A 26,210-nucleotide genomic window follows, 5' to 3' on the forward strand; every position below is an offset into this window, starting at 1 on the left:
GGGGAGAGGAAGATAAAAAACGGGGTGCTGAATAGGAACAAGTTCTAAGGCGGACATATCCTTCCCGAAAACCAGGCCTTGTTGTCCGTTGAAAATGTGATAGTGACGATATAAGGTGATAGTTGGGGCTGAATGAGGCTTCAACTTTGAAAAGCGAAACAAAAAGCCGGTTCACTACTCTCTTTTAGAGTCCTTCCTTAACGACATAAATAAATGAGATTGAGGGGTAACATAGACGATGCTGAAGAGAAGAACGCCCGCAAAAAAATCTGCTGAAGGAATTTATGTCCTAGACAAGATAAAAATCGGTAAAGTGGATCAATGGGTGATGATCCGTGGAGCAAACAAAACTCATCCGGTTTTGTTCTTCCTGCACGGTGGTCCCGGTGCGGCTCAGATCGGTTTTGCTCGCCCTTTCCAGGAGGCGTTGGAAGAAAACTTTGTCGTGGTTAACTGGGATCAACGGGGGGCGGGCTTGTCCTATTCAAAACAGGTAGCGCGCGAGACAATGAATATCAAGCAATTCCTTTCTGATACATTAGAAGTGGTTGAATGGGTGTGCCAGTCGCTGAAGAAGAAAAAAGTGTATTTAGTGGGTCATTCATGGGGGACCTTGCTGGGAATGCTGGCAATTCAGAAACGGCCTGATTTATTCTATGCATACTATGGAGTGAGCCAAGTAGTGAGTTACTTGGAAAGCGATCGGCTGTCATACAAATATTTGTTAAAGCGGGCAAAAGAGACGAACCATGCAAAAGCGCTCAAACAACTTCAAGCCATTGGAGCTCCCCCTTGGAATAATCTTAGATATGATCGGGTTCATCAAAAATGGATAAACGAATTTGGAGTGGGATTATCTCGCAAACCGGCGATGGTCGGAAACATTTTCATGAAGATACTGCTTGCTCCTGAGTACCGTCTCTTTGACGTTGTCAGGCACCTTTACGGACAATACTTCAGTTTGAAACTGATGCAAGAAGAAATGCGCAATCTCCATTTAGAAAAAGAAGTTCAAAAAGTTCAAGTTCCCGTCATCTTCTGCGAGGGACGTCACGATTATATTGCTCCTTTTGAATTGGCAGAAGCCTATTATCAAAAGCTGGAGGCACCAGAGAAGAAATGGATTTGGTTTGAGCACTCCGCTCACTCGCCCCACTTCGAGGAAGCACAAAAATTTAATCAAGTGATCTTGGAAAAGGCCAGATACCACTAACACTCTAATATTAGTAATGTATTAAGCCTTTTGACAGCTATTCTTTCATTTTTTTACAATCCAAAAGCTTTTGGGGGTCCTGAGCGTGATGTCCTGGGAGCCTATAGGGCCAATTTTTTTAGTCCGGTGACCCCTATTAGATTGTTGCTGATGGGGCTGGAGTGGTGGGTTGGGCCGCCCAGTGCCCTCACAAAGGGGTATCCCAATAGGGGTACACTTATAAGGGTACTGCCAGCAATTTGACAAAATCCTACGCTAAGCAACTGGCAAGAGGCGATTGACACCGATCTCCTAGGCAGATCGGCGGCGAGGCAACGAACCGTCGAGAGCCTGATCTACCCGACATCCAAATTTTGGTTTCGTTACTACTCATAGGCCTACGTACAGCTATATTGGATAGAGATATTATGGTAACATTCGAATAATTAGATGTAATCCTATTTCCAAAAGAAAGGGAGAGTTTCATGAAACAAGTAGTGAAACGCTTCTTCGAAGGTGGTATTAGTGTCGTTCTTCTATTTATTGCAATAGGTACCCTATATACGATGGTAGGTAGCTTATATGGTTGGCCTTCAGTCACGTGGAATGGGATGGAGTTAAATGTGTATGCTCCAACAAATATGGAGGCTGAGTTCCATTGGAATATCCTGTTGCTTGCCTTTTTAATAGGCGGGACGCTGGCAGTGGTACTCCATCGCAGATCAGCGGGAAGCAGTGAAGAAAGTCAATTATGAGGGACGAAGTCGGTACCGATGACAAACCCGATTTATAGGCCGGCACGGTTGGAAGTTCGCTCCCTTTGTGTCACGAGTAGAGGAGCAAGTCGGAAACCGTGTCCAGCGGCATTACGAGATTTTTGTCAACAGCCTCGACGCCGGGGCTCCCGGCGTTTTTTACAAAAAAAGGGGAAATTCGGAGGACACCATGATCGATCAGTTTGAAACCGAACGTATCTTGGCCAGACCCATTCGCGAGAATGAACTGCCCGCCTTCCTCGACGTGATCCGCAGCAACCGCTTTTTCCTGCAAGTGACGGAAGGTTGCCCCGACTACCCCCTGTCCAAGCTGGAGAAAGACTGGAAAGAAGCGAACGAGAACCCAGATGAATGTATGCTAGGCCTGTTTGAAAAGAAGACGGAAACGGCCGCCGGCATTCTGACCTACCTGAAGCGTAACCCCAGGGACGGCTTCCCCTGGATCGGTTTCCTCATCTTCCGGCGGGATCTACACGGCCAAGGCCTGGGCCGTGAAGTCACCGAACACTTCCTGGATCTCGCTCGCCGCCGGTTTGGATGGACCTCCGTCCGCCTCGGCGTCCTGCTCGGCAACCACCCCGCCCAAGCCGCCTGGACCCGCCTCGGCTTCCGCAAGGTGGAGATGAAGGAACTCTTCAACCTGCCGGAAGATCATGCGGGAGAACGGGTCGTCTGGGTGATGGAGCGGGAGCTGATTTCGGGGTGAATCCGGTTTTGATGGAGCCGCGTCGTTTTTGAGACTTTACGGTAAAGTGGAGGGAATTCATACGTAAAGTATTGGAGGAAGCCCTGAATTACATAAGAGCAGGGGACACCCCTTGTATTGCCTAATTCTCCCAGGATTGACGGGCGAATTGTCGGCAGGGTCAGGATCCGGTCCCAAGCCACATAGTGGCGGCAGATTGCCGTGGATGTCATAGATGGCCACCACTTTCAGCTGGTTTCGTTCTTCACCTCGCATCCCACTCCTTCCATTCCCGTAACAACTTGGTGCTGGGATCTCCTGGCCCCTCTTGAAAAGGACAATAAGCACCTCAGAGGCGAAATTTGAAGGGAATCTGAGGTGTTTGTAGGACAATATCTGGTAGATACCTTTATGGAGGAGAGCATGAAGATTATCAAACGTTATGGGGCATTTTTGATCTTGAATGCTGTTTTTCTCTTTATTTCGGGCATTCTTATTAATGCATTTGATTATTTTTATTTCATGCAGCATTTTGAACAGGGGACCGATTATTCACAATATCATGTATATTATCTCATCTTCATAGCCGCTCTAGTGATCTTCTTGATCAATGCTGTGTTTAAATTCCTGCTCAGATCCGAAATCAGAAACTGGATCCTTATCGTGATCAGCATTCTCATTCCCATGATCTCGTATGGTTCATTGGTTTGGACGGCGAACCTTATGTTTTAGCTAATCCTTGGGTAATGGTCATAAACATCAAATCTACGGACAACTGAGATTATGAGCCATTTCGTATTAAGTATTTGCTTAGTTCTGTTTGTTCGGCAGTGATCACCCCCAGAATTTCGAAACGCCCAAAGAGCTCTTGGAAACGGTGAGGATCAACGGTAAGACGATTCGAGATATCTTGCCAAAAGTAGAAGTCGATATGGTGTATTAAAGGAGCATGTCATCTGGGCGTTCGTATCCCCGTACGTAACTTCCAATAGTAAATTGATTGGACATAACATTGTGGATTTTGCCCAGCCTTTATTGCTGGGCTTTTTGGTCTAATTCGAGTCTCAAAAACGATCGTTTTTTGAGACTTCCCAACAGAGCCCCTTGTTGAAAGGAGCCAGTACCCTCAGTAAACCACCGGAAACATCTTCAGTCCTCGCATCCAAAAAGCTGGATCGCCACTCAAGCTGTTTTCGTGGCACGCCAAGCGCAAGACCGGGAATGCGCTTTATAAGGGTGGAAATGGCGATTTTTGCTTCCAATCGGGCAAGCGGAGCCCCAAGGCAATAGTGGATGCCATAACCGAACCCGATATGGGGATTATGCTTGCGGGTGATGTCCAAACGGTTCGGATCGGCAAATTGTCTCGGATCCCGGTTAGCCGAAGCGAGTGCCACAAGCACCATATCGCCCCTTTTGATTGTCTGGCCATGCATGGTGACCTCTTTACCCGCAAAACGGTTGGTGGCAAATTCGACCGGACTGTAATAACGCAAAAATTCCTCCACCGCCGATGGCATCCATTCAGGGTGATTTTTGAGAAGCTCCAATTGCTCAGGATTTTCGAACAAGGCCAACACGCCGTTTCCGATCAGGTTCACCGTTGTTTCATGGCCGGCGACGATCAGCAGGAAAATCATGGCATACAACTCTTTTTCCGTCAACTTCTCCCCTTCGGCTTCCGCATGCACAAGGCCCGAAATCAAATCTTCCGCCGGGTATCGCCGGCGATTTTCGATCAAATCACTTAAGTACGCTACAAACTCTTTGATCTGTGGAACCGCTTGCCGCATCTTTTCCGGATGGTTGGAAGCATCCACGATAGCATTGGACCAATCACGGAACTTCATGCGGTCATCAAGTGGAATTCCCAACATGTCACTGATGACGATAATCGGAAGCGGAAGGCATAATTATGGATCAAATCCATACGCCCCGCCTCTAGCACCCGATCCAAAAGTTCATCCGCAATGGCTTGGATCCGGTCAGCCGCGCAATCGCGTATGATCTGGCGGGTCCATCGCCAACATATGGTGAAGCAACAATTCTATCTCCGGGGCAGCAATCAACTGCGAAAATCGCTCTTCCCCCAGCACGGTGCGACCTCGATTCAGAAAACGAGGATCCTTCAACACATTCACTGCATCTTCGTAACGAGTGATAATCCAGCCATCCAGCCCGTTTGGCATCCTTATCCGGTAAACCGGAGCGTTTTCGCGTAATTCCTCATACAACGAGTAGGCAAAATCTTTGTAATCCGGCGCAAACAAATCAAAGTTGAATTGTTTGTCCATGAATGGTCCTCCATTTCTTAGTCTCCCCTCATTTATACCCGTTTCCCAATTCATTAATCAATGAATTTTTTGTTAATTAAGAACGAAAACTCACGGGCTTTAGTCTCAATAGTGCCCGGCTTTTATGCTGGGTTCTTTTCTGTCCTCTATCGCCAAAATAGCCTATCTCATCACCGTGGGAGGCCTACCCCACGGGATATAAATATATTTTCTAACACAAACAAAATATTTCGAGATTAATAGAATATATCACCAAAGATTGGAAGTAAGGATTCTATGACAAATCCTACAAGAATTACCTCTCAGGAAGAGGAAGTATCTGTGGAACAGGCAATAACGTCATGGAGAAACTCGAACAGTACGTTGTGAAAGGACATCACTTCGTACTCGTCACTTCACTATTAGACCAGGCGAAGTTTTAGTTGTTATTTGTGCTAGAACAAGACGAATATTCGTTTTCTTCTGTAGAGGATTTAGAATCAGAAGAGTTGTACCTGAAAACACGGTTGTTACCGTGAGATGTTTATAAAACTATCCCCAAGTGAATCCTAGCGTTTTCTGTCAACGAGCTGAATCTCAGCACGAAAATACGCATTGATGACGTCAGAGGCCAAAATTTTGGGGCTGTGAAGGTGTTGAAAGCCGGGGAAAACCCCGGCTCAGAAAATGAAGGCGGGCACAATGCGTTTTCACGGATTCGGCGTCGGTGCACTACTAGGGAAGGTGAGGGTCGACATTGGACTTTGAAGAGTTTCCATTGGAAGATGTCTTGCATTTTCAGTATATAAAAGGATTGTAAAAGAATTTGTGATAAATTGCACAAAATAAGTGACGATATTATGACAGTGATTTTCTTATATCGCGCTGTTATCCAAATCTTATTTTCTACAACCTATAAATAATATGTGATGTATTTCGCAAAGTAAACATCATCCACACACAAAAAAAGAGAGGGTTTCCCCTCTTCCCCAACACATAATGCCAGGTCTTTTTTTATCTATCTGCTGCCGTCACCCCACCTGTCCCGGTTCAACCGATAAAGCTCGATCTCCATTCCAAACTCCTCCGAACAACGCTCCAGTATGGTCCGGATCTCCTCCCAGTCTCCACCGGCGAGACCCGCACCGATCCTGTACGGCAACCCCACCCGAACCCAGGCCGGATCTTCATTTAACTCCCTTTTACCACATGCATATACCTGTTCATTCGGGAGGAAATGAAAAAATTTCGTAGAATATAAGACTTTGTTTTGTTCACATCAAAACGTGGAGGATGAGAGGATGAAGCGTCGAATTTGGTGGGGGACATGGGTCATGCTGTTGACCTTGTTGACGGGTATGTCCTTTGCGTCACCCGCATCGGCCGAGGGCCTTCAGGAGAAGATCGTGTATTCCAAAGCAGTGGGGGATATGGGTGGCAGAGAGGTGTTTATTGCCAATCCTGATGGAACCGGTGAACAACAGTTGACCCAAACCCCTAGTTTGGATGAGACCCACAATCAGGCAGATGAGCCCGTGTTGTCTCCCGATGGGAAGAAAATCGCCTATGTTTCCGATTGGAACGGGGGAAGTTACGAAATCTGGGTCATGAATGTCGACGGCAGCGACAAAGTACAAATTACACACAACGGAATGAGAAATGTGGAGCCAGTTTGGTCACCTGATGGAAGCAAAATCCTGTTTTCCAGCGCATGCATGGGTACCGACTTCGAACATTGTTCCGGAGGGGATACGTCCAGCGACTTATGGGTATACGACATCAATACCAACACGTTTACCAATCTCACAAACACGCCCGATGTATATGAGGAATCGGCAGACTGGTCACCTGACGGTACAAAAATCGTCTATTCAGCGTATTGGAAACCGGGTCAGTTCGCCAGCAACCAATGGGATCTGTTCATTGCCAATGCCGACGGAACCAATCCTCAACCTTTGATGATCGATAACAAACATGAGTATCATCCCAAGTGGACAGCAAATGATACGATTTTCTTTATCCGTGACGATACGGTCACTTCTCCCAATTATCAGTTTGGGATCTATCAATTTAATTTGACTACAAAAACTTTATCTCCTTTGTACAGCCGAAATGGTTGGATTACACGGATGGCGGTCAATCCCAACGGAAATCAAATCGCCTTTACGAGTCCCAGTGACGGAACTTACACGATGGACTTGGCCAATCCTTCACCGGTACAAGTTCTCCCCGCCGGTTCCGCCATCGGTGATTGGGGATATGCGAAGCAATGAAAAAAGTAGTAATACTGTTGACCTACTACCTTTGTCGGACTACTTGGGAGTTGATTGAACCAAAAAGCCACCCTAAAAGAGGGTGGCTGTAAAAAAGAGCATGCTAGCCACTGCGCTACTGCACCTACCGCCCACCACCTTGCGCTAACAGATCAGCGGTGTTTTTTCGACCATTACATACCCAAACCTTTACTCAAATTGAAAACAGTCTCCATTCCAAAGAAGATTACTGTTTAATCATTCCATGCGGATCAATGACAAATTTTTTGGAAACGCCCTTATCAAAATCCCGGTAAGCTGTCGGAGCTTGATCAAGCGAAATGACAGTTGCATTGACAGCTTTGGCAATTTTCGCTCTTCCGCTTAAAATAGCCATCATCAAATCCCTGTGGTATCTCATCACCGGTGTTTGGCCAGTGACAATGGTATGGGCTTTGGCCCAACCGAGACCGAAGCGGATTTTCAGCGTGCCAATTTTGGCATCTTCATCCACAGCACCAGGATCCCCTGTTACATACAAACCGGGGATGCCGAGACGACCACCGGCACGGGTAATATCCATTATTGAATTCAATACGGTGGCTGGCGCTTCCGTATGATTCGGCCCATGCCCGTGTGCTTCGAAACCTACGCAGTCAATAGCAGCATCCACTTCCGGAACGCCAAGTACCTGTTCAATTTGCTCTGCAATATTATCGTGTTTACTTACGTCAATCGTCTCACATCCAAAGCTGCGTGCTTGGGCCAGCCTTTGTTCATTAAGGTCGCCTACGATGACTACCGCAGCTCCTAGAAGTTGAGCAGAATGTGCTGCAGCAAGTCCTACCGGTCCGGCTCCAGCCACGTAAACCGTTGAGCCCGGCTTGACACCTGCACTTAATGCGCCGTGATAACCGGTCGGGAAAATATCAGAAAGCATTGTGAGGTCTCGAATTTTTTCCATTGCCTGATCTTTGTCCGGAAACTTAAGCAGTTGAAAATCTGCATAAGGAACCATTACGTATTCCGCTTGTCCACCGACCCACCCACCCATATCAACATATCCATATGCCGATCCCGGTCGGTCGGGATTAACATTCGAGCACACGTGTGTGTTCTGTTCTTTACAATTACGGCAACGACCGCAAGCGATGTTGAACGGAACCGACACAAGGTCGCCTTTTTTGACAAACTCAACATCCCGTCCTACTTCAATGACTTCACCCGTAATTTCATGTCCAAGAACAAGCCCGGAAGGAGCTGTTGTGCGTCCTCTGACCATATGCTGGTCACTGCCACAAATATTAGTTGAAACAACCTTTAAAATCACTCCATGTTCACATTTTCGTCCTACATTCAAAGGATTTACTCCTGGACCATCCCTCAACACAAGTTCAGGATAGTCAATTGTCTGAACTTCAACCTTTCCCGGTCCTGTATAAACCACTGCTCGATTTCCCGCCATTTTTCCATTCCCCTTTACATTTAAAATTAATACTTATAAGCGATTGTTCCGCCATAAAAGGTACCGATGGTAATTTAAAAAAATCCTACGCTAAACAAGGGAGATTGATTCCTCCGTTCTATTTAAGTGACCTAAAACTCCTCTAATGTACGGTAGATCGTAGACTCGAACTCGATGAAGCCTAAGTACAAGCTGCATCTTATAATGGGGATAATTATCGGTAGAAGCCACGCCGGTTTGGTGGCTGGCCTCGGCCAGCAATTGTACCGAACACAAAATCGCTCCGTTGATTTTGCTGTTACCTTAGTGGACATGATATTTTGAGGATATCCGAAACCTTAGCGGACATTGAGAGGTGATTTTGTGGGGAGCTAATGTCCGCTAATGGTATTTAGCGGACATTAAGTAATACTAAGTATCAACCATAAGTTTCTCGTTATTTACACTTGGTCACAGCAAACATGAAAGTAATACTTGACAAATATATAAAATTATGATATAATAAAAATTTTATTGACATAAAATTAAAAAATGTGATACATATTATATGTAATTACATCTGATGATTTAATCAGATAAAGATGATGCTTTTTTCCAGATCACGACCTTTCTAAAAAGGAGGATTTTCGATGGAAGAAAACCAAGTTAGCCTTACCGCACTGATATCTGCCTACGCTCGTGCGTATCATGCTATGTACGATTCCCCAAAGATCTTTAATGACTTTCTCGCCTATCATTTGTTTACGGATGAGGAGTTCACAAATATGGGACGGAATCTGGCGGGGGCTCTCAAGTTTTTTGACCCTGAACGTGCTGCATCGTGCCCTGACCAGGAGACCGCCTTGGCGTGGGTAATGCGAACCCAGAGCACACCCATAACCCTCAGTCGAGCGAGATACACGGAAGATAGCCTTGAGACAGCCGTCAAACAGGGGGTGCAGCAATATGTGATCCTCGGGGCAGGAATGGATACCTTTGCGTTTCGGCGACCGGAGATGTTAAGGCAGCTTCAGGTGTTCGAGGTTGACCACCCCGCCACACAAGCCTTAAAACGTCATCGCCTCTCTAGGTTGGGCTGGGAATATCCAGCGCAACTGCACTTCGTTCCGGTGGATTTCACGAAGGAGAGTCTGGTAACGGCACTCAAGCGTTCATCGTATGATCAGCATACATTAAGCTTCTTTAGCTGGTTAGGCGTCACCTATTACTTGACCCGCGACGTGGTGTTCGACACGTTGCGTTCTCTTACCGATATCGCACCTGTGGGTAGCACGATCATTTTCGATTACCTGGATACTGACGCTTTCGTCCCCGAGAGAGCGGCTAAACGTGTGCAACGGATGCAGGAGATTGTACGACGGGCAGGCGAACCGATGAAAACAGGCTTTGATCCGTCCACGCTTGCCGCAGACCTCGCAAGTATTGGTTTACATCTTCATGAGAATTTAGGTCCATCCGACATCGAAGCACGCTACTTTCAGGGACGCACGGATGGTTATCATGCGTTCGAACATGTACACTTTGCGTGGGCAGTGATCGCATAACTAATGATCGACTGTCACAGAAGGGAATAACGAGCAAAGTCCTCTTTTAATGTCCGCTAATGATATTTAGCGGACATCCGAATCTGCTGCCGTCACCCCACCTGTCCCAGTTCAACCGATAAAGCTCGATCTCCATTCCAAACTCCTCCGAACAACGCTCCAGCATGGTCCGGATCTCCTCCCAGTCACCACCGGCGAGACCCGCGCCGATCCTGTACGGCAACCCCACCCGGACCCAGGCCGGATCTTCATTAGCCTGAAGATTCGGCGTCGGTGCACTACTGAAATGGTGAGGGTCGACATCCCTCGACATCAGACGAATCTTGGAACCAACGCCTCATAAGACCAGTCAAAGTGTGGAACAACAGTTGTCCCGGTACCTCATCGAAACGGAAGCCATCCTTACCCAGCCGTTTGATCAACCCTTTGTCGACAACCTCAAACGATACAGTCAGGGATTTTGGAAAGGATTGTTCACCTGGTACGATCACTCCCTAATTCCGCGAACCAACAATGATTTAGAGTTGTTTATCAAAGGAATTAAACGAAAGCATTGCAGGATCACCGGCTTGCGGCAATGGAATCGATATATCCAGCGATACGGAGAACTGATTGTCTTTGTGGAAAATGCCATCCAAGCTCCCAACTTGATGGCCCGTTTACAGGCTGTCAACTATCGAGACTACCATAAAGAATGGGAATGCTGGCACAACCGAATACAAGAGCATCGGAAACACTTGCGTTTTAAAAAGAATCCACAGCAATACCTTCAGCAACTTGAGGATAGATGGCTGTCGGATTGATTGTGATAGTTATTCCGTCCAAGCTTTTTTTAGAGGAGGTTTGAATGCAGACTTCTTCCGTGACATGGATATTTTCGGTTGGATCTGGTATACTAGTTGTAAAAGTAAAGAAGGTAAAGACGGTTAAGGAGGGTAGATAAATGGGTATCAGTATGGAAATGTCCAGGATGAGCGCCAAGGGACAAGTGACCATACCCAAAAGTATTCGGGAGCGATTGAACCTAAAGGAAGGGGATAAAGTCGCTTTTGTAGAGGATGAGGACGGGAAAATCACCATTACTAAAGCCAGCACCCTGGCGTTCAACAGTATAGCCAATGAGATTGCGCGCATGGCGGAAGAAGAGGGGATCACTGAGCAGCAGCTTTTAGACGCCTTGGAGCGTGTGAGAGAGGAGCGGTATCGTGAGCGATACGGGAAATAATCATTTCCGTGTGTTTCTCGATACCAATGTTTTGATCTCAGCAGTTGTTTGGCCGAATTCCGAAGCACGAAAATGCCTAAACTGTCTAATGGATTGTCACCACATTCTTTTATCAGAGGACGCCATACACGAGGTATTTAACGTTCTTAAAAGAGAATTCCCCCGGGCTTTACCTGCCTGGGACCGTCTTTTTACCAGGATGGATTTTGAATTAATCTACACTCCGCAAGAAATTGACTTTCCTGTACCACATATTCGGGATGAAAAGGACAAGCCTATTTTAGCCTCCGCAATTCTCGCCCAGCCGGATATTTTGATCTCAGGGGACAAGGATGTTCATACGGACGAAATCAAAGAGTATTTAGCGGTGTACACTCCAGGGGATTTTGTCCGGGACTTTTGCAGAAACATCATCCGAACACGATAAAGAAAAAGGCGCGGGAACACTGCGCCAAAGCGGCAGCCTATCAGACTGAAACTGTACGGCTTAAACAAGGAGTTGAGAGTAATCCCTCAATACCCTCAACATGGATTAAGGTCCATAAAGCCAAGTAATAAGATAAAACATCGGTATAAAACTTATAGTTAAAAAAGCATTTACTATTGTCCATAATAAGGAAAAGCGATTATTTCTTATTACACCAATGACCCCGAAAATAACTCCGACCGGATTCACAAAGATTGTTAAGGCCCATAGAGGAATACCTTGATCAAAACCATAATCTAATTTCGCTATGACATTGGGTAACACCCAAGCTAAAATACCAAAGAACACGATCATGAACGATAAAATACTCCAAATTCCCCATTTTAATTGATTTATTTTTTCCTGTTTCATACTTCATTTTCCTTTCGTTAAATTTGACCACTCCCCCATCCTCAAGGACAGGGGATTCCCGAATAATCCCTTACTCAACTGCTTCTTTTCATTAATTAGGAAAATTAGTCTTAATTGAAAACTGCGAAATCTTACAGACCAAGCTCAACCCCCAGCCGAATGTTTGGCTGGGAAAACAAAGGCTTAGAAGAGTCGAACTTGCAAAAGGGTCAACCTCGTCCGATGCTCGCTCTCACCCCCATAGCTAAAGCAGATATGCCCCTTAACCTGACACTGACTATAAATCACCTTTCTTCGCTGAGCGGGAGAAGCCCGGGCCGTCAACAAGAGGACGGGGGCTATTCGTGCCAGGGACTTGGCGTGTAACATGGTGCCAACAAACCAAGAATGGATGCAAGCGATAAACTTTTGGGGAATTTTTTACTTAGGACCAAAGAGGAGAGCAACTACGACTCCGAAAAGAAAACTACATCCTACAATGCAAATAGCTTGGATGAGAGAAACTTCTCTTTCTTTTGCTATGACATATGCGAAAAATGTAGCGATGAACAGGGATAGTAGACTAAATAATACGTTATCATGAGTCCAAGACCAAGGAAGAAGCCAATATCCAAATGTCAAGATTATACAAAAGAAACTCCACCTTAGTGGAGAAGCCAGCTTGATTTTTCTCATCTATTTCCCCCTTTCATAGAAAAACCAGAAGACCATCCCTCATTATAGTCTTTTCTCTCATAAAGGGGTTTTTCCTGTTTGAAAAAAATGCGAACTTAGCTCTTGCATTGCATGTTCAGAAACCTGCTAGGTCCTACCATTTCACATCTAGGTGATGGGTTAAGGTGAATATCTCTTGTAATTAGGGTGTAATATAGATCCAAAAAATTGTTTCCCACAACTGAGGTGTTCTTTTTTCTCTGCTGACCTGCTACCTTTGTCAGCAGTTTCACGCCACAAAAGTGGCGTTTTTTATTTTCACTATGGAAGAAACGTAACTATGTTTGGTTGAATATTATAGGCTCAACTCTGGGTAAGCAATTAACTTGAGGATACGCGGACGGTACCCGTCGCGTTTTTACCGCTCACCTTCTCCTGGTAGATTACCTCGTAACCATACCGCTTCAATTCCGCGATCTGCGGCGTTATGTCTTGGTGGTTGGTCGATACGGGCATAGCCGTAAACCGTCATTTGTATCCTCCTGTTGTAATATATTTTTGGGACATGTTATTGGGGCGCTTGCTAATCTGATATTACCGTTCTGCGCTTAGCGTATCAATAGACCATGCCCATATGGGACATAGATCTTTGTATTAACCACCGGAGTTAAAACGTTGGAAAACATTGTTCGTTGATCTGAGGTTTATCGTAGGGTAAGTTCCCGGCGCCTTTTCTAAGTTCATCGGCATGAATGATAAAGGTTATCAACAGAGTAAAAGTACACTTTATTTAAAATACTATTGTTGTAAACTATTTTCTATCCAACTATGATAGTAGTGAAAGTGAGCTTTATAATGTGGAGGAATATCTTAATGAAAACTCTCGCTCTACTATTTTTGCTAGCTTCTCTTATCTTTACAGACGCGAAACGCTTGTGGTTCGGTTCAGTTGGTTGGGGTTTACTTGCAATCTTTTATTGGTTGGATTATTACAATAAAGCAGAAAAAGTGAAGAAATGGAAACTTTTCCAATCAATTCTTTCAAAAATAGAAAAAGAGAAGAAATGGAAACTTTTCCAAGCGATTCTTTCGGTTGCACTCTCCATTTTATGTCTTTGGTTATTAAGTGTATCTTAAACCTTTAAAAAATAACCCAACTCAGCGACTATGTCGCTGGTTTTTCATACCGATTCCAAAGAGAGGTTTCCAAGAACTTCCCTCCGCCAGCAAACCCGTCTAGGGCTTGCAACCTAGCGGATGTCTCATAACTCGTTGAAACAGTCGCTATTGAGACTTTGATTTTGATACTGAGTTTTGAGACCGAAAGAAAGCCTGTTTGACGGTAACACAAGGGGCTCCGTTGAGAAGTCTCAAAAACGATCCTTTTTGAGACAAGAGAAACCTCTTCTTTACAGAGTTGTTCTGCTAAAAAAACCTTATTTGTATACGGGAAACGGTAATATATCGGGATGTGAGTATTTGGTTGGGGGATCTAATGGTTTGCAAAGAATGTGCCCGTGAGTTTGTTCCTACTCGAAGAGACGCAAAATATTGTTCGAACGCTTACCGCCAGCGGGCATATCGAAAACGTTAAAAGTAAAAAGACCAATCGCGGTTACGATTGGTTAGCCGGATCAGAAAGCCTAGGATTCGCTTGGGGATTCAGTGTTGATTTTATAAACATCTAACGGTAACAACCGTGTTTTCAGGTACAACTCCTACAATTGTTCTTCTGATTCTAAATCCTCTACAGAAGAAAACGAATACTCGTCTTGTTCTAGCACAAATAACAACTAAAACTTCGCCTGGTCTAATAGTAAATCGACGAGTACGAAGTGATCTCCTTCCACAACGTACTGTTCGGGTTTCTCCACGACGAAGAGAGATGATTCTTATTGCCTGTTTCACAGATACTTCCTCTTCCCGAGAGTTGATTCTTGTAAGATCTCTCATAGAATTCTTCCTTCCAATCTTTGATAATATATTCTATTAATCCCGAAATATTTTGTTTGTTTTAGAAACTATATTTATGAAAATATACTTCTCCCCAAAGATTGAATGTGCGGTCCGGTACGAAAGGGAAAATCGAAACATCCCTTTGTGAGGGTGTCCCGTGGGTGCCTCCCACGGCTGAAGTGTGTCAATAGACCAAGCCCATATGGGACATAGATCTTTGTATACGCTCGTAACCCCTTGTTCGGGGCCGCTTTTTTTGTGTGTCGCCGTGGGGATCGGGATGCTCAAAGGTAGGGCGTCAATTTAGTCATTTTAGGCCAATGTTTTCGTCAAAAAAGAAAAAGGCTTCCAATTAGGAAGTGGGACTGCTGACAAACTCTCCGAGACGTTGGATGACAGCCAAACGTTTGGCTTCTTTTCTGCTCGTGGTAATCGTCTTCTCTCCTATAACTGACATTTTTTCAGATGCGATATGGGATGACAATATCACAGACGTACAACACTCGTTTCCCGCGGTCTTTCATTCCGGAGACCGAATTTGTTATTATAATTATAGTATTCAAAAAAATATGATGATTGGGGTGTGACAAAAATGGCCAAAAAGTACCGACGGATTTCTTTGATGATCTTGGTAAGCCTGTTGGTCAGCTTGATGACCGTCTTTCCCGCCTCTTCGACCCATGCCGCCGACGATTTTAAAACGTTTCTGGAAAAGCAAGGAACGCCACCACCGGGAGCCAATGATCCGGAATGCCGTCCGGACGCATCACACCCGGAGCCGATCGTGCTTGTCCCGGGAACTTTTGAGACGATGTGGCAAAACTGGGCAGACCTGTCCCCTTACTTGGCGAAAAAAGGTTACTGCGTTTACAGCCTGAATTATGGCTTCAGTAGCGCCGGCCCTTCCACAGGACCGATCGAACAATCGGCTGACGAATTAAAAACCTTCGTGGATCGAGTTCTCGCCCATACAGGAGCCAAAAAAGTTTCGATCATCGGCCACAGCCAAGGAGGTATGATGCCCCGCTACTATATTAAATTTCTCGGCGGAGCGGAAAAAGTGGATGACTTGATAGGGCTGGCTCCGTCCAATCACGGGACTTTGTTGACGGCGTGGGGCGTTCCTCTCGATCTCTGTGTTGCCTGCCAACAACAAGGATCAGGATCCGATTTTTTGAACAAGTTGAACAATGGCGATGAAACCCCGGATCCGGTTTCCTATACCGTCATCGCAACGAAAGCCGATGAAATCGTCATCCCATACACCTCCGCTTTTCTGGATGGTCCTTCCACACAGGTAACCAACATCACCCTGCAGGACTACTATCCTCTGGACTGGGTGGGACACGTGGGGATTTCGTATGATCCCAATGTATTCCGCTTTGTTTTGGATGCGCTCGAACATGCCGGGCCAGCTAATCCCGACCGCGCCATGAAATGATCAACATTTCGTTTCCGAATCCCCGCCCGATCTATAAGAACGCCTGACTGAACCGATGGCCATGGAACAGCCCCCTTCAAGCAGATGGACGCTTTTGATTGCTTGTCTGCTTGAAGGGGGCATGCTATGTGCCGAAAAGCCGATTTTCCGCCGAGCGACTCACCTCTGTGCCTAAGCAGAGGCGGAAAATCGCGTCCCGACCCCTTGATGTAGGGTTTGTCAACAGCCTCGCTTCCAATTAGGAAGTCTTATTAGGATTAACATTTTTCTTTGCGGTGTCGTTGGCCTTGACACTTAATTTGTCCTCATGGTACCACTGCAACAACAATTGATATGCCCGTTTCCTAGCTGCATTGAGGTTCTCGGGATTCTTGATGTGGATTTTCCATTTCCCGATCATTAGCAACCCCCTGTACAATATAGGTTTTTTCACCAATTTTTTGTTTAATCAATATATCAACAATTGTTCCCAAATGTGAAGTCAGACTTCAAATTTGATGCTCGGATTATATTTTAGCTCTGCCCTGGCGGTCACGAAGCGAACCCTTGACGAGTGTCCCAAAAGACGCTTTTGCCCTGACCCGGCCCAGTTGGGGTGAGTTATCCGCACCTGTATGAATAGGATATTGCATCAGTGACTCTACGGATAGACGGGCATACAATATCAATGCAAGTCGAACCAGAACCAAAAGGAGTGAAGGCTTTGTATTATCAATGGTGGCATATGGATCCTAACATGGTGAATTTGCAGATGATGTACTATTATCGTTGGAAACCCTACAAAATAAGACATCGTCACAGCTCATACCTAGGTACCACCTCTATATCCAACAATAAAAACGAATTGAAACCTAATTTTGAATCTATCGTAAGTAACGCTTTTGAAATGAATAACATTCAGGACTCTGACCTAAAGAAAGCACTAACTAAAGCATTAGAACAAGCGATAGATTATGACCAGATTTATAAATTCGTACGAGAAAAAATGAAATCAGACAAGCATGATGATGATGCCCATTATTCAGAACAGGCACGACAGATGGATCGCAATATCCGTATCTTGCCCCGCCCATCCCCTTCAGCCCCGGAGGGCTCTTGGTTAGAACCACCCAAGCACGAAGGTTAAGAGAGTACCTACCCTGCGACGAATTGTGTTACATTAGAAAAAACCCCGAAACCCCTTAGTACGACTGGGGTTATCGGGTTTTTTCGAGGAGCTGTTTTCGTTTTTCATTCCAACCCGACACCGCGGCGGCCGTGCCTCTTCGATCCATTCGCTTGTTCGCCCTTTTGAACCGAAGACCAAATCCGGCTTTTAACACCCTCACCCGGCAGGGGAAGGGTTTTGAACCACTCCAAATATTTACGAAGTGAAATAGGACTTTGCCTGATCATTTTCGCTTCCTGACGGATTTCTTCGGTCCGAATCCTGCAATGCTCCATATCGTTCATCATGGGTCTGTACCTCCATTTAATTTATTCATTAATCTAAATACCCATTAAGAAACTTAATAAACAATTTTATTTATTATGTATTGGCCGACAGACTGCATCTTCCTTTACGGAGTATTAAGCTGGAGGGTCAGGAATGCGATGTAAGGAATGTGGTCGCGAGTTTTTCCCTATTAGAAGGGACGCGAAATTCTGCTCCGACATCTGTCGCCTACGGGCATATCGGAGACAAAAAAAGAAGCAAGACTAGAGGAAAACGGGGCATCGGTGCCCCGTTTTCTGCGCCGCCGACCACAGTAGATCCAGAAAAGCGACGGCAACACAAGGGACTCGAAGGGAAGTAACTGAGAAGGAGGAGCCCGGTGGCCCGGCCCCAGGCTCCGGGGTTCAGAGGAGCCGAACGGGTGGCCGCGGCGGTGCCGCGGGCGGCCATCTCGGCGGGGTAAGGGTAGGAAATAAAGCGGTGATTGTGACTTATACGACCACTTACGGACCGGAACAATTCTACGGCTTGTAACAAAGGTGGATCCGTACAAAAAGTGGTTGAAGATCGCCAACGGGGATGACCGAAAAATTATTCGCTTCAAGGATTTGCTGAGGCTGGAAGAGGCACAGGAAGATGTGTAACATATATGTCCACTATCTAATATTAGCGTTATAGTTGCATGAGGCTACACCCTCACAAAAGCCCAGTTTCTTGCCTTATGAAAAAACTCAACTTGGGTTCAACCCATTCTTTGATCCGGTTGGTTATATAGAGGTTTTTACAGTTTACACATGATGATTTTACAGCTAGTATCATGGGTAAGGAGTTGAATTCTCATGGGTGCGTGGGGAGTAGGCATTTTTTCAGATGATGTAGCGGAAACAGTCCGTTTTCACTATAAAGACCTAATTGGTGATGGTTTTACTGGTAAACAAGCCACTCAGATCCTAATTGAAGAGTTTGGAAAAGAAATGGATACAGAAGATACGCTTGTATTTTGGTTGTCATTAGCAGCTATTCAATGGAAATTAGGCAGACTTCAAGATGAGGTAAAAACGAAAGCAATTGAGATTATTGTTAGCGGAGTTGAATTAGAACGTTGGAAAGATGACCCTAAACTAAAAAAGAAACGTCAAGAAGTATTGAATAAGCTGAAGGAACAACTCAATTCTCCTCAACCTTCACCAAAGAAAGTACCAAAACGTTTTGTTGAGAAAACCAACTTAAAGATTGGTGACGCTATAAGTTATCGCTTACTCTCAGGTAAATATATCATTTTAAAAGTAGTTGAAATTGCAGAAGAGTGGACTGGTGATACTCACCCCATTTTTGTGATATGTGACTGGGTTGGTGAAACCATACCAACAAAAAATGAAATTGATGATCTGCCTTTATTGGAATGGACATGGGTAAACGGTAAAAAAGAACTAAAGGAACTCTCGATACTCCGAGCAGGAAAAAAAGATAATCCAGAAAAAAGAATTCAACTTATTGCTGAAGGAGTTAGGATTGACAAACACCAAACTGAAAAAGCCAGTAAAACACTTATTTATTGGAAAGAATTTGATAAAATACTTAAACAATATTATAACATATCGTAAATATTATAAAAATTATTCATTTTTGCCACCTTGTGTCGGAGGGATCGCTGATATGAAACTTCCTGTCAAGGGCGTGTCGGAATTGGTATTGGAAGTGGCGGATATGGATCGTGCCGTACACTTCTGGTCGGAAGTGCTCGGGTTTCCCGTCGTGGATCAATGGAAGTGGGAGCCCGGTGTGAGCGGTTTCCAAGAGGAGCAATTCGTGAGCCGCAGACATCCGTATGTCTGGGCAACTTGGCTTTATGTAGGAGGAAACACACGGTTGGGGTTGTGGCTTCCCCGGAAATGGACACCGCAGGAGCGCAAGATTCAACATCAACCCGTTACCTCCTGGCCGTCTCCTGAGCTGTATGATGAAGGTGGCAAACATGTGCATTTTGCCCTGTACATTGAGGAAAAAGATTTCGACCGTACCTTTGAACAGTTGCAATCACTCGGTATTCCCGTCACCATCCGGCAATTTGAACCGGAATATCGTGCGCTCTATTTCAAAGATCCGGAAGGAAACGTAGTAGAAATGTACACCCGATCCATGGAGCAATCCTATGCTCCTCTGGACCGTGCTCTGGAGGGGTGCCTCCCCACGGATTACACCACATCAAAGGGCTAAGCTTCGGCTTGGTGTATAATAGGGTTTGTCTGTTATTGTCGGCGGTTTTCAAAATATAGGTGTGAGGGAGTGAATGGGAATGAGCCGGTTGGAGGAAAAAACGATCAAGAGTCAAACGATTTATGAAGGCAATATCATTCGGCTGCAGCTGGACCAAGTGACTTTGCCCGACGGCCGAACATCCCAGCGCGAGATCGTCAAACATCCGGGAGCGGTTGCGGTGGTGGCCATCACGGATGAAAAAAAACTGGTGTTGGTGCGGCAGTTTCGCAAACCACTGGAAAAGACGATCCTGGAGATTCCGGCAGGGAAACTGGAACCGGGTGAAGATCCCCGCGTATGCGCGTTTCGTGAATTGAAGGAGGAAACGGGGTATCGAGCTGAAGAGATGACCCCGCTCGTATCGTTTTATACCTCGCCCGGGTTTGCCGACGAAATCATTCATCTCTATGTGGCGAGCGGATTGCACAGGGGAGAGGCGCGGCCGGATCAAGACGAATTCGTGGAACTGGTGGAACTGACCTTACCCGAAGCTTGGCAACGGATCGCCGATGGTGAGATTTGCGATGCGAAAACGGTGGCAGCCGTGTATCATTGGCAATTGAAGGAGATGCAGGGATGAACGAAGCGGGTTACAGTCAGACGGGGGCATCGAGCGGTTCCCCCCGTATGACCTCTTATTTCGCCGATCTGCACATTCACATCGGGCGCACCGAAAGCGGTCTTCCTGTTAAAATCAGTGCCGCACGCAATCTGACGTTTGAACGGATCGTCAGGGAATCCGCTCAACGAAAAGGACTGGACATGATCGGCATCATCGACGCCCATTCTCCCCCGGTGCAGGAAGAAATCGCGGCGCGACTGGAAGCGGGCGTGTACCGTGAGCACCCGGACGGAGGTCTGGTCTACGGCGAGACCATCGTCATACTGGGTACGGAGATTGAAGTGAAAGAGCCCGGATTCGGCACAGCTCATCTATTGGCATACTTTCCGTCATTTGATGCGATTCGGCGGTTTACGTATTGGCTGTCCAAGCGAATGAAAAATGTACAGTTGAGTACCCAGCGTCTTTATGCGCCCGTGAGTGAACTTCAGGAGCAAGTGACACAGCTGGATGGTTTGATGATACCAGCTCATGTGTTTACCCCGTTTAAAAGTGTATACGGAAGTGCGTCGGACCGGATGCGCGATTGGTTGGACATGGGCCGGATCGCGGCGGTCGAATTGGGTCTGTCCGCTGACAGTTCACTAGCTGACCGGCTTTCCGAGCTGTCCGCTCTAACGTTCGTCACCAATTCGGATGCGCATTCCATTCCAAAGATCGGTCGCGAGTACAATGAGTTGTGCATCGCCGCTCCCAGCTTTTTGGAGTTGAAGCGAGCGTTGCTGAGACAAGACGGACGCCGTATCGTTGCCAACTATGGGTTAAACCCCAAATTGGGCAAATACTACCGGACGCGTTGTCTCAAATGTGAAGCGCTGTTGCCGCCCGAGGAAACCCGGCGATGCCTGCGGTGCGGCTCACTCAAGGTGGTGAAGGGCGTTTCGGATCGCGTAGCGGAAATTGCCGACCAACCCTCGACAGCACCCGCTCATCGCCCGCCGTATGTGTATCAGGTGCCGTTGGAGTTCATCCCCAAACTGGGTCCCAAAACGCTGAGCAAGCTGCTGGACCGGTTCGGCACGGAAATGCACATCCTCCATCACGCCGACATCGAAGAGATTGCGTCGATCGCCGGGACGTCCATTGCCGAGCACATTCGTTTGGCGCGGGAACAGCGCTTGCAATTTGACGAGGGCGGTGGCGGTACGTATGGCAAAGTGAAACAGGTCCAAAACCAAACCTGATTCAGGTTGTTGACAAAGTCCGTGGGCTCCGATTTCCGTTACCGCTTCGCTAACAGCGGGTGGCCGTTATCCCGCAAGCGACCTTTGAGCGCAGTGATTCAGGAGCGAGTGGAACGGCGAGCTCGGAATCGCGAGTGGTGAAAACACTTTGGTTACTGTTTCTCCCTCTCCTGTTCTCCCAAACGATGGCATTTTTCTTTGTCCACTTTCATAGAAATAGAGTAGGACAAGGAGGGGAACAGGGTGAAACGCAATCGGAAGCGGTTCGGAATCTGGGTGCAACAGCATGTACAAAGCTTGCTGTCGCTGTACATTTTCGTTACCGTACTATTCGTCATGGGCGTGGTGTTCGGGGCGATTATTGTCAATACATTGTCCGATTCACAAAAACAAGATTTACTCCATTATATGGGATATTTTTTTCAAGGGTTGAACAAGAACAGCATCGCTGAACCGCGCATCGCCTTTCAGCATGCGATGGGAGATCATCTGAAAACCTTGGGTTTGATGTGGATCTTGGGTTTGTCCATTGTGGGGCTGCCGTTGATTTTGATCTTGGTGTTTTTAAAGGGGTTGGGCATCGGTTTCACGGTGGGTTTTTTGGTGAACCAACTTTCCTGGAAAGGATTGTGGTTTGCGATGTTGGCGGTTTTGCCCCACAATCTGCTCGTGGTACCGGTGATGATATTTGTCGCGGTGTCCGGCTTGCAGTTTTCGCTTCTGTTGGTGAAAAACCGGCTGATACAGCGGCGGGGAACGATCTATCCCCAGTTTTTAACCTATTCAGTCTCCGTTACGGCGATGGCGATCGTGTTGGTGATCGCTTCGTTTTTTGAGGCATACGTGTCGCCGTGGCTGATGCGCTCCGCCGTTCCTCCCCTGGAACACGCTCAGGCATGGCTGGGGACCTTTATAAACTTGTAATGATTATTATCTGATATTGGTTTTTGATAGATTTGACTTTCTGCCACGACCTCCCATATAATGAGGACAGGAAATGCAGTGGGGGGGTGTTGATGTGGAAGAACGGGTAAATCGCATCAAACAACAGCTATCTGCCCATAACTACAAATTAACCCCCCAACGGGAAGCGACCGTCCGCGTACTGTTGGAAAACGAGGAAGACCATTTGAGCGCGGAAGATGTCTACCTGTTGGTGAAAGAGAAGGCACCGGAAATCGGCTTGGCTACGGTTTATCGGACATTGGAACTGTTGAGTGAATTGCAGATCATCCACAAGCTGAACTTCGGCGATGGTGTCACCCGTTATGAGTTCCGCGCTGAAGGAGCGGAACACCATCATCACCATCTGATCTGCCTGAACTGCGGTACGGTGGATGAAATTGTGGATGACTGGTTGGGACCGATTGAAGAACGTGTGGAACGGGAGTTCGATTTTCAGATCATCGACCACCGTTTGACGTTCCACGGTATCTGTCATCGATGCAAAGACAAGGTGAAAGATCCGAAAAAACTGGCTGCTTCCAAAGTCACGTGAGATCCAGTCGGATCTCACGTTTTTGGGTTTCATCTTCTTTTGTCTTGGATGAATAAGAAAACGTTTACAAAAAGCGGGTAACCGGGTACATCCCGTATGATCACTCCCCCCTGCATTGAGAATCCTTCTTATCGCTGTATGATTGACCCGTGTCTGGTGGTATGATAAACATACCAAAGGAGGCTGGACTCGCATGATCATCGGGGTACCCAAAGAGATTAAGAACAACGAGAACCGCGTCGCGATCACACCCGCCGGCGTGGATGCACTGGTACTCGCCGGACATGAGGTGCTGATCGAAAGAGGTGCCGGCGAAGGAAGTGGCTTTGTCGACGAAGATTATGTGGCGCACGGAGCCAAGATGTTGGACTCCGCTGAGCAGGTTTGGTCTTCCGCCGACATGATATTGAAGGTAAAGGAGCCGCAACCGTCCGAATATCGCTATTTCCGCGAAGGGCTGATTCTGTTTACCTATCTCCATTTGGCGCCCGAACCGGAGCTGACGCAAGCATTGATGGAGAAAAAAGTGACCGCCATCGCTTATGAAACGATTCAGCTCGACAATGGTTCCCTGCCATTGTTGACACCGATGAGTGAAGTGGCCGGTCGCATGTCAGTACAGATCGGTGCTCAGTTCCTGGAGAAACCCAAAGGCGGCAAAGGCGTTCTGTTGGGTGGTGTCCCAGGCGTATTACCAGGGGAAGTGGTAATCATCGGTGGTGGTGTCGTGGGTACCAATGCGGCGAAAATGGCATTGGGGCTCGGGGCGAATGTGACGTTGCTTGATATCAATCCGGATCGGCTCCGTCAGTTGGACGACATTTTCCACGGCCGTTTGCGCACCTTAATGTCCAACAGCTACAACATCGCCCAAGCCGTGAAAAAAGCGGATCTGTTGATCGGTGCGGTGCTGATACCGGGTCGGCGTGCTCCCCGGCTGGTCACCGAAGAAATGGTGAAAACGATGACGCCGGGATCAGTGATCGTGGACGTCGCCATCGACCAAGGTGGGTCCATCGAAACGATCGACCGGATCACGACGCACAGTGATCCGATTTATGTGAAACATGGTGTGGTACATTATGCGGTGCCCAATATCCCGGGAGCCGTGCCGAGGACATCGACGATCGCGCTGACCAACGTCACGATTCCGTATGCGGTGCAAATCGCCAACAAAGGGTTGGAACAAGCGCTTCGTGACAGTCGTCCGTTGGCCAAAGGGGTTAACGTGATTCAAGGTCATGTCACCTACCAAGCGGTGGCCGAAAGCCTCAATCTCCCATATACGCCACTGGATGACGTGATGGGACAGGCCTTGGCGGGATAAGGCATAATCGCGGCTGGGGTTCCATACGATGTAGGGAAACTGCTGAAAGGGACGAGGTTCCATGATCATCTCGCTCAGACGCTGGGTGGAGTGGGGAAAGTTTTTTCTTCTGTTCTTCCTGCTCACGCTGTTGTTTTATCAGGTGATTGCGTTTTTCGGCCTACTGCTGGAACCCAAGCCGCGTTACCGGGAACCGAGTGGGCGAGCCGTGAAAGTGTTCGCTCAGCAAATGATTCCCCGTCCATCTGAAGAGATGGGGGTGAAAGAACGCCTCTTTCTGTTTTACTGGTTGGGGGAATGAAAGCCGCAAGGGTTGGATTGCCCGTGCGGGCTTTTTTGTTGAGAAATGTGGATGGGATGGTGAATCGGAGATGAAACGGTTCAAACGTGTAGCGTTGATCGTGTTGGACAGCGTGGGCATCGGTGCCCTGCCGGATGCGGCGGACTATGGAGATGAAGGGGTGAATACCCTCGGACATATCGCTGAACATCGCCATGGATTGCATATGCCGAACATGATGGAGCTGGGATTGGGCAACATTGAACCGGTGCAGGGAATACCGCCTGTAGAAAAACCCCGGGCGCATTACGGCAAGATGATGGAAGTCTCCGCGGGAAAGGATACGACGACCGGGCATTGGGAAATCATGGGCATTCATACTACTGTCCCTTTCAAAACCTATCCAAACGGGTTTCCGGAAGAATTAATCACTGCTTTTGAAAAGCGGATCGGCCGCAAGGTACTGGGCAACAAACCGGCATCCGGCACGGCCATTATCGAAGAGTTGGGCGAGCAACACATGAAAACCGGGGACGTCATCGTGTACACGTCTGCCGACAGCGTATTCCAAGTGGCGGCTCACGAGGAAGTGATTCCGCTGGAGGAGTTGTATCGCATTTGCGAGATTGCGCGTGAGCTGACATTGGACGAGCGGTTCTCGGTTACCCGTGTGATCGCGCGGCCGTTTGTGGGTGAGCCGGGTCATTTCACACGTACGGCCAACAGGCGGGACTATTCGATCAAACCGCCGCATCCGACGGTGATGAATCATTTGGCCGAAGCGGGATGGGACTCCATCGCGATCGGCAAAATCTCCGACATCTACGACGGGGAAGGCGTGACACGGGCGATCAAAACGAAATCCAATATGGACGGCGTCGACCGGTTGTTGGATGTGTTGAAAGAAGAATTCCGCGGCTTGGCCTTTGTCAACCTGGTCGATTTTGACGCCAAATACGGTCACCGTCGCGATCCTGAAGGATATGCTCAAGCATTGGAGGAGTTTGACGCACGGGTGCCTGAGATTTTGTCCGCTTGCGGAGATGACGACCTGTTGATCATCACGGCTGATCACGGGAACGATCCCACACACACCGGCACCGACCATACGCGTGAATATGTACCGTTGTTGGTGTGGAGCCCCTCTCTTGTACAAGAAGGGAAATCGTTGGGTATTCGCGAAACATTCTCCGATGTAGGAGCGACCATCGCCGACAACTTCGGTGTAAAGATGCCGAAGCACGGCCGCAGTTTTCTGGGTGAGTTGCGTTTTCAATCGTGATGGGAGAGGAGAGAAAACATAT

At 47.2% G+C, this 26,210-nt stretch carries 27 protein-coding genes; 20 read left to right on the forward strand and 7 right to left on the reverse strand.

What is annotated here, in order from left to right; genetic code table 11:
- The first annotated feature begins 238 nt into the window (after positions 1-238).
- The 3 genes from KI215_RS07130 to KI215_RS07140 all read left to right on the forward strand — a co-directional run bounded on the left by KI215_RS07130 (position 239) and on the right by KI215_RS07140 (position 2,674).
- The gene (locus tag KI215_RS07130) at positions 239-1,213 is read left to right on the forward strand and encodes an alpha/beta fold hydrolase (protein ID WP_212774842.1); all 975 of its coding nucleotides are present in this window, start codon (positions 239-241) and stop codon (positions 1,211-1,213) included.
- Between the two features lie 464 nt (positions 1,214-1,677).
- Positions 1,678-1,947, forward strand: coding sequence for a hypothetical protein (locus KI215_RS07135; RefSeq protein ID WP_212774843.1), 270 nt, complete (start codon positions 1,678-1,680; stop codon positions 1,945-1,947).
- A gap of 190 nt (positions 1,948-2,137) precedes the next feature.
- Positions 2,138-2,674 carry a GNAT family N-acetyltransferase gene (locus KI215_RS07140; RefSeq protein ID WP_212774844.1) on the forward strand — a complete coding sequence of 179 codons (537 nt, stop codon included), beginning with the start codon at positions 2,138-2,140 and terminating at the stop codon, positions 2,672-2,674.
- Positions 2,675-3,717: 1,043 nt separating this feature from the next.
- On the opposite strand, the gene KI215_RS15910 is transcribed toward KI215_RS07140, so the two are convergent.
- The 3 genes from KI215_RS15910 to KI215_RS07150 form a co-directional block, all read right to left on the reverse strand.
- Positions 3,718-4,503: a cytochrome P450 gene (locus tag KI215_RS15910; RefSeq protein ID WP_246512235.1), complete on the reverse strand. Its 786-nt coding sequence runs from the start codon at positions 4,501-4,503 to the stop codon at positions 3,718-3,720.
- 135 nt (positions 4,504-4,638) lie between these two features.
- On the reverse strand, positions 4,639-4,947 hold the full coding sequence (locus KI215_RS15915) for a cytochrome P450 family protein (RefSeq protein WP_246512236.1): 309 nt from the start codon (positions 4,945-4,947) through the stop codon (positions 4,639-4,641).
- Positions 4,948-5,944: 997 nt separating this feature from the next.
- Entirely contained in the window at positions 5,945-6,088 is a 144-nt protein-coding gene (locus KI215_RS07150) for a hypothetical protein (RefSeq protein WP_212774845.1), read from the reverse strand.
- A 139-nt stretch (positions 6,089-6,227) separates the two neighbouring features.
- Here KI215_RS07150 and KI215_RS07155 point away from each other — a divergent pair, with 139 nt between their 5' ends.
- Positions 6,228-7,199, forward strand: a complete 972-nt coding sequence (locus tag KI215_RS07155; RefSeq protein WP_212774846.1) for a TolB-like translocation protein — start codon at positions 6,228-6,230, stop codon at positions 7,197-7,199.
- A gap of 226 nt (positions 7,200-7,425) precedes the next feature.
- Here the strand turns inward: KI215_RS07155 and fdhA are convergent, their stop codons facing one another.
- Positions 7,426-8,643 (reverse strand): formaldehyde dehydrogenase, glutathione-independent, encoded by a 1,218-nt coding sequence (gene fdhA, locus KI215_RS07160; RefSeq protein WP_212774847.1) that lies wholly within the window; start codon positions 8,641-8,643, stop codon positions 7,426-7,428.
- Between the two features lie 629 nt (positions 8,644-9,272).
- On the opposite strand from fdhA, the gene KI215_RS07165 reads away from it, so the two are divergent.
- A complete protein-coding gene (locus KI215_RS07165; protein WP_212774848.1) occupies positions 9,273-10,187 on the forward strand; it encodes a class I SAM-dependent methyltransferase in 915 nt (304 codons plus the stop codon).
- 46 nt (positions 10,188-10,233) lie between these two features.
- Here KI215_RS07165 and KI215_RS07170 read toward each other — a convergent pair whose 3' ends face one another.
- The gene (locus tag KI215_RS07170) at positions 10,234-10,500 is read right to left on the reverse strand and encodes a hypothetical protein (protein ID WP_212774849.1); all 267 of its coding nucleotides are present in this window, start codon (positions 10,498-10,500) and stop codon (positions 10,234-10,236) included.
- Between the two features lie 10 nt (positions 10,501-10,510).
- Between KI215_RS07170 and KI215_RS07175 the strand changes: the two genes are divergently transcribed.
- From KI215_RS07175 to KI215_RS07185, 3 genes are all read left to right on the forward strand, one after another.
- Entirely contained in the window at positions 10,511-10,990 is a 480-nt protein-coding gene (locus KI215_RS07175; protein WP_212774850.1) for a hypothetical protein, read from the forward strand.
- 140 nt (positions 10,991-11,130) lie between these two features.
- A complete protein-coding gene (locus tag KI215_RS07180) occupies positions 11,131-11,412 on the forward strand; it encodes an AbrB/MazE/SpoVT family DNA-binding domain-containing protein (protein ID WP_246512237.1) in 282 nt (93 codons plus the stop codon).
- A complete protein-coding gene (locus KI215_RS07185; RefSeq protein WP_212774851.1) occupies positions 11,393-11,839 on the forward strand; it encodes a putative toxin-antitoxin system toxin component, PIN family in 447 nt (148 codons plus the stop codon). Before KI215_RS07180 ends, KI215_RS07185 begins: the two co-directional genes overlap by 20 nt.
- Before the next feature lie 105 nt (positions 11,840-11,944).
- On the opposite strand, the gene KI215_RS07190 is transcribed toward KI215_RS07185, so the two are convergent.
- On the reverse strand, positions 11,945-12,250 hold the full coding sequence (locus KI215_RS07190) for a hypothetical protein (RefSeq protein ID WP_212774852.1): 306 nt from the start codon (positions 12,248-12,250) through the stop codon (positions 11,945-11,947).
- 1,527 nt (positions 12,251-13,777) lie between these two features.
- Between KI215_RS07190 and KI215_RS07195 the strand changes: the two genes are divergently transcribed.
- The 3 genes from KI215_RS07195 to KI215_RS07205 all read left to right on the forward strand — a co-directional run bounded on the left by KI215_RS07195 (position 13,778) and on the right by KI215_RS07205 (position 17,427).
- Positions 13,778-14,041, forward strand: a complete 264-nt coding sequence (locus tag KI215_RS07195; RefSeq protein ID WP_212774853.1) for a hypothetical protein — start codon at positions 13,778-13,780, stop codon at positions 14,039-14,041.
- Between the two features lie 1,411 nt (positions 14,042-15,452).
- Positions 15,453-16,301: an esterase/lipase family protein gene (locus KI215_RS07200; RefSeq protein WP_275956746.1), complete on the forward strand. Its 849-nt coding sequence runs from the start codon at positions 15,453-15,455 to the stop codon at positions 16,299-16,301.
- Between the two features lie 703 nt (positions 16,302-17,004).
- Complete coding sequence (locus tag KI215_RS07205; protein WP_212774854.1) at positions 17,005-17,427, forward strand: hypothetical protein; 423 nt, start codon at positions 17,005-17,007, stop codon at positions 17,425-17,427.
- 104 nt (positions 17,428-17,531) lie between these two features.
- Here the strand turns inward: KI215_RS07205 and KI215_RS07210 are convergent, their stop codons facing one another.
- On the reverse strand, positions 17,532-17,756 hold the full coding sequence (locus tag KI215_RS07210) for a hypothetical protein (protein ID WP_212774855.1): 225 nt from the start codon (positions 17,754-17,756) through the stop codon (positions 17,532-17,534).
- An 819-nt stretch (positions 17,757-18,575) separates the two neighbouring features.
- Here KI215_RS07210 and KI215_RS07215 point away from each other — a divergent pair.
- From KI215_RS07215 to deoB, 9 genes are all read left to right on the forward strand, one after another.
- Complete coding sequence (locus KI215_RS07215; protein ID WP_212774856.1) at positions 18,576-19,340, forward strand: hypothetical protein; 765 nt, start codon at positions 18,576-18,578, stop codon at positions 19,338-19,340.
- Between the two features lie 52 nt (positions 19,341-19,392).
- Positions 19,393-19,953, forward strand: coding sequence for a VOC family protein (locus KI215_RS07220; RefSeq protein ID WP_212774857.1), 561 nt, complete (start codon positions 19,393-19,395; stop codon positions 19,951-19,953).
- A 79-nt stretch (positions 19,954-20,032) separates the two neighbouring features.
- Positions 20,033-20,575, forward strand: a complete 543-nt coding sequence (locus KI215_RS07225; RefSeq protein ID WP_212774858.1) for an NUDIX domain-containing protein — start codon at positions 20,033-20,035, stop codon at positions 20,573-20,575.
- Positions 20,572-21,801, forward strand: coding sequence for an endonuclease Q family protein (locus KI215_RS07230; protein ID WP_246512238.1), 1,230 nt, complete (start codon positions 20,572-20,574; stop codon positions 21,799-21,801). The genes KI215_RS07225 and KI215_RS07230 overlap by 4 nt, the downstream gene beginning before the upstream one ends.
- A 243-nt stretch (positions 21,802-22,044) precedes the next feature.
- Positions 22,045-22,725, forward strand: coding sequence for a stage II sporulation protein M (gene spoIIM / locus KI215_RS07235; protein WP_246512239.1), 681 nt, complete (start codon positions 22,045-22,047; stop codon positions 22,723-22,725).
- A gap of 94 nt (positions 22,726-22,819) precedes the next feature.
- Positions 22,820-23,299 carry a ferric iron uptake transcriptional regulator gene (gene fur, locus KI215_RS07240; RefSeq protein WP_212774859.1) on the forward strand — a complete coding sequence of 160 codons (480 nt, stop codon included), beginning with the start codon at positions 22,820-22,822 and terminating at the stop codon, positions 23,297-23,299.
- Positions 23,300-23,492: 193 nt separating this feature from the next.
- Positions 23,493-24,626 (forward strand): alanine dehydrogenase, encoded by a 1,134-nt coding sequence (ald, locus tag KI215_RS07245; protein WP_212774860.1) that lies wholly within the window; start codon positions 23,493-23,495, stop codon positions 24,624-24,626.
- A 61-nt stretch (positions 24,627-24,687) separates the two neighbouring features.
- Entirely contained in the window at positions 24,688-24,927 is a 240-nt protein-coding gene (locus tag KI215_RS07250; RefSeq protein WP_212774861.1) for a DUF4227 family protein, read from the forward strand.
- A 70-nt stretch (positions 24,928-24,997) separates the two neighbouring features.
- A complete protein-coding gene (gene deoB, locus KI215_RS07255; protein ID WP_212774862.1) occupies positions 24,998-26,188 on the forward strand; it encodes a phosphopentomutase in 1,191 nt (396 codons plus the stop codon).
- The last annotated feature ends 22 nt before the right edge of the window (positions 26,189-26,210 follow it).

This window comes from Polycladomyces abyssicola (genome assembly GCF_018326425.1).
GTDB lineage: Bacteria > Bacillota > Bacilli > Thermoactinomycetales > JIR-001 > Polycladomyces > Polycladomyces abyssicola.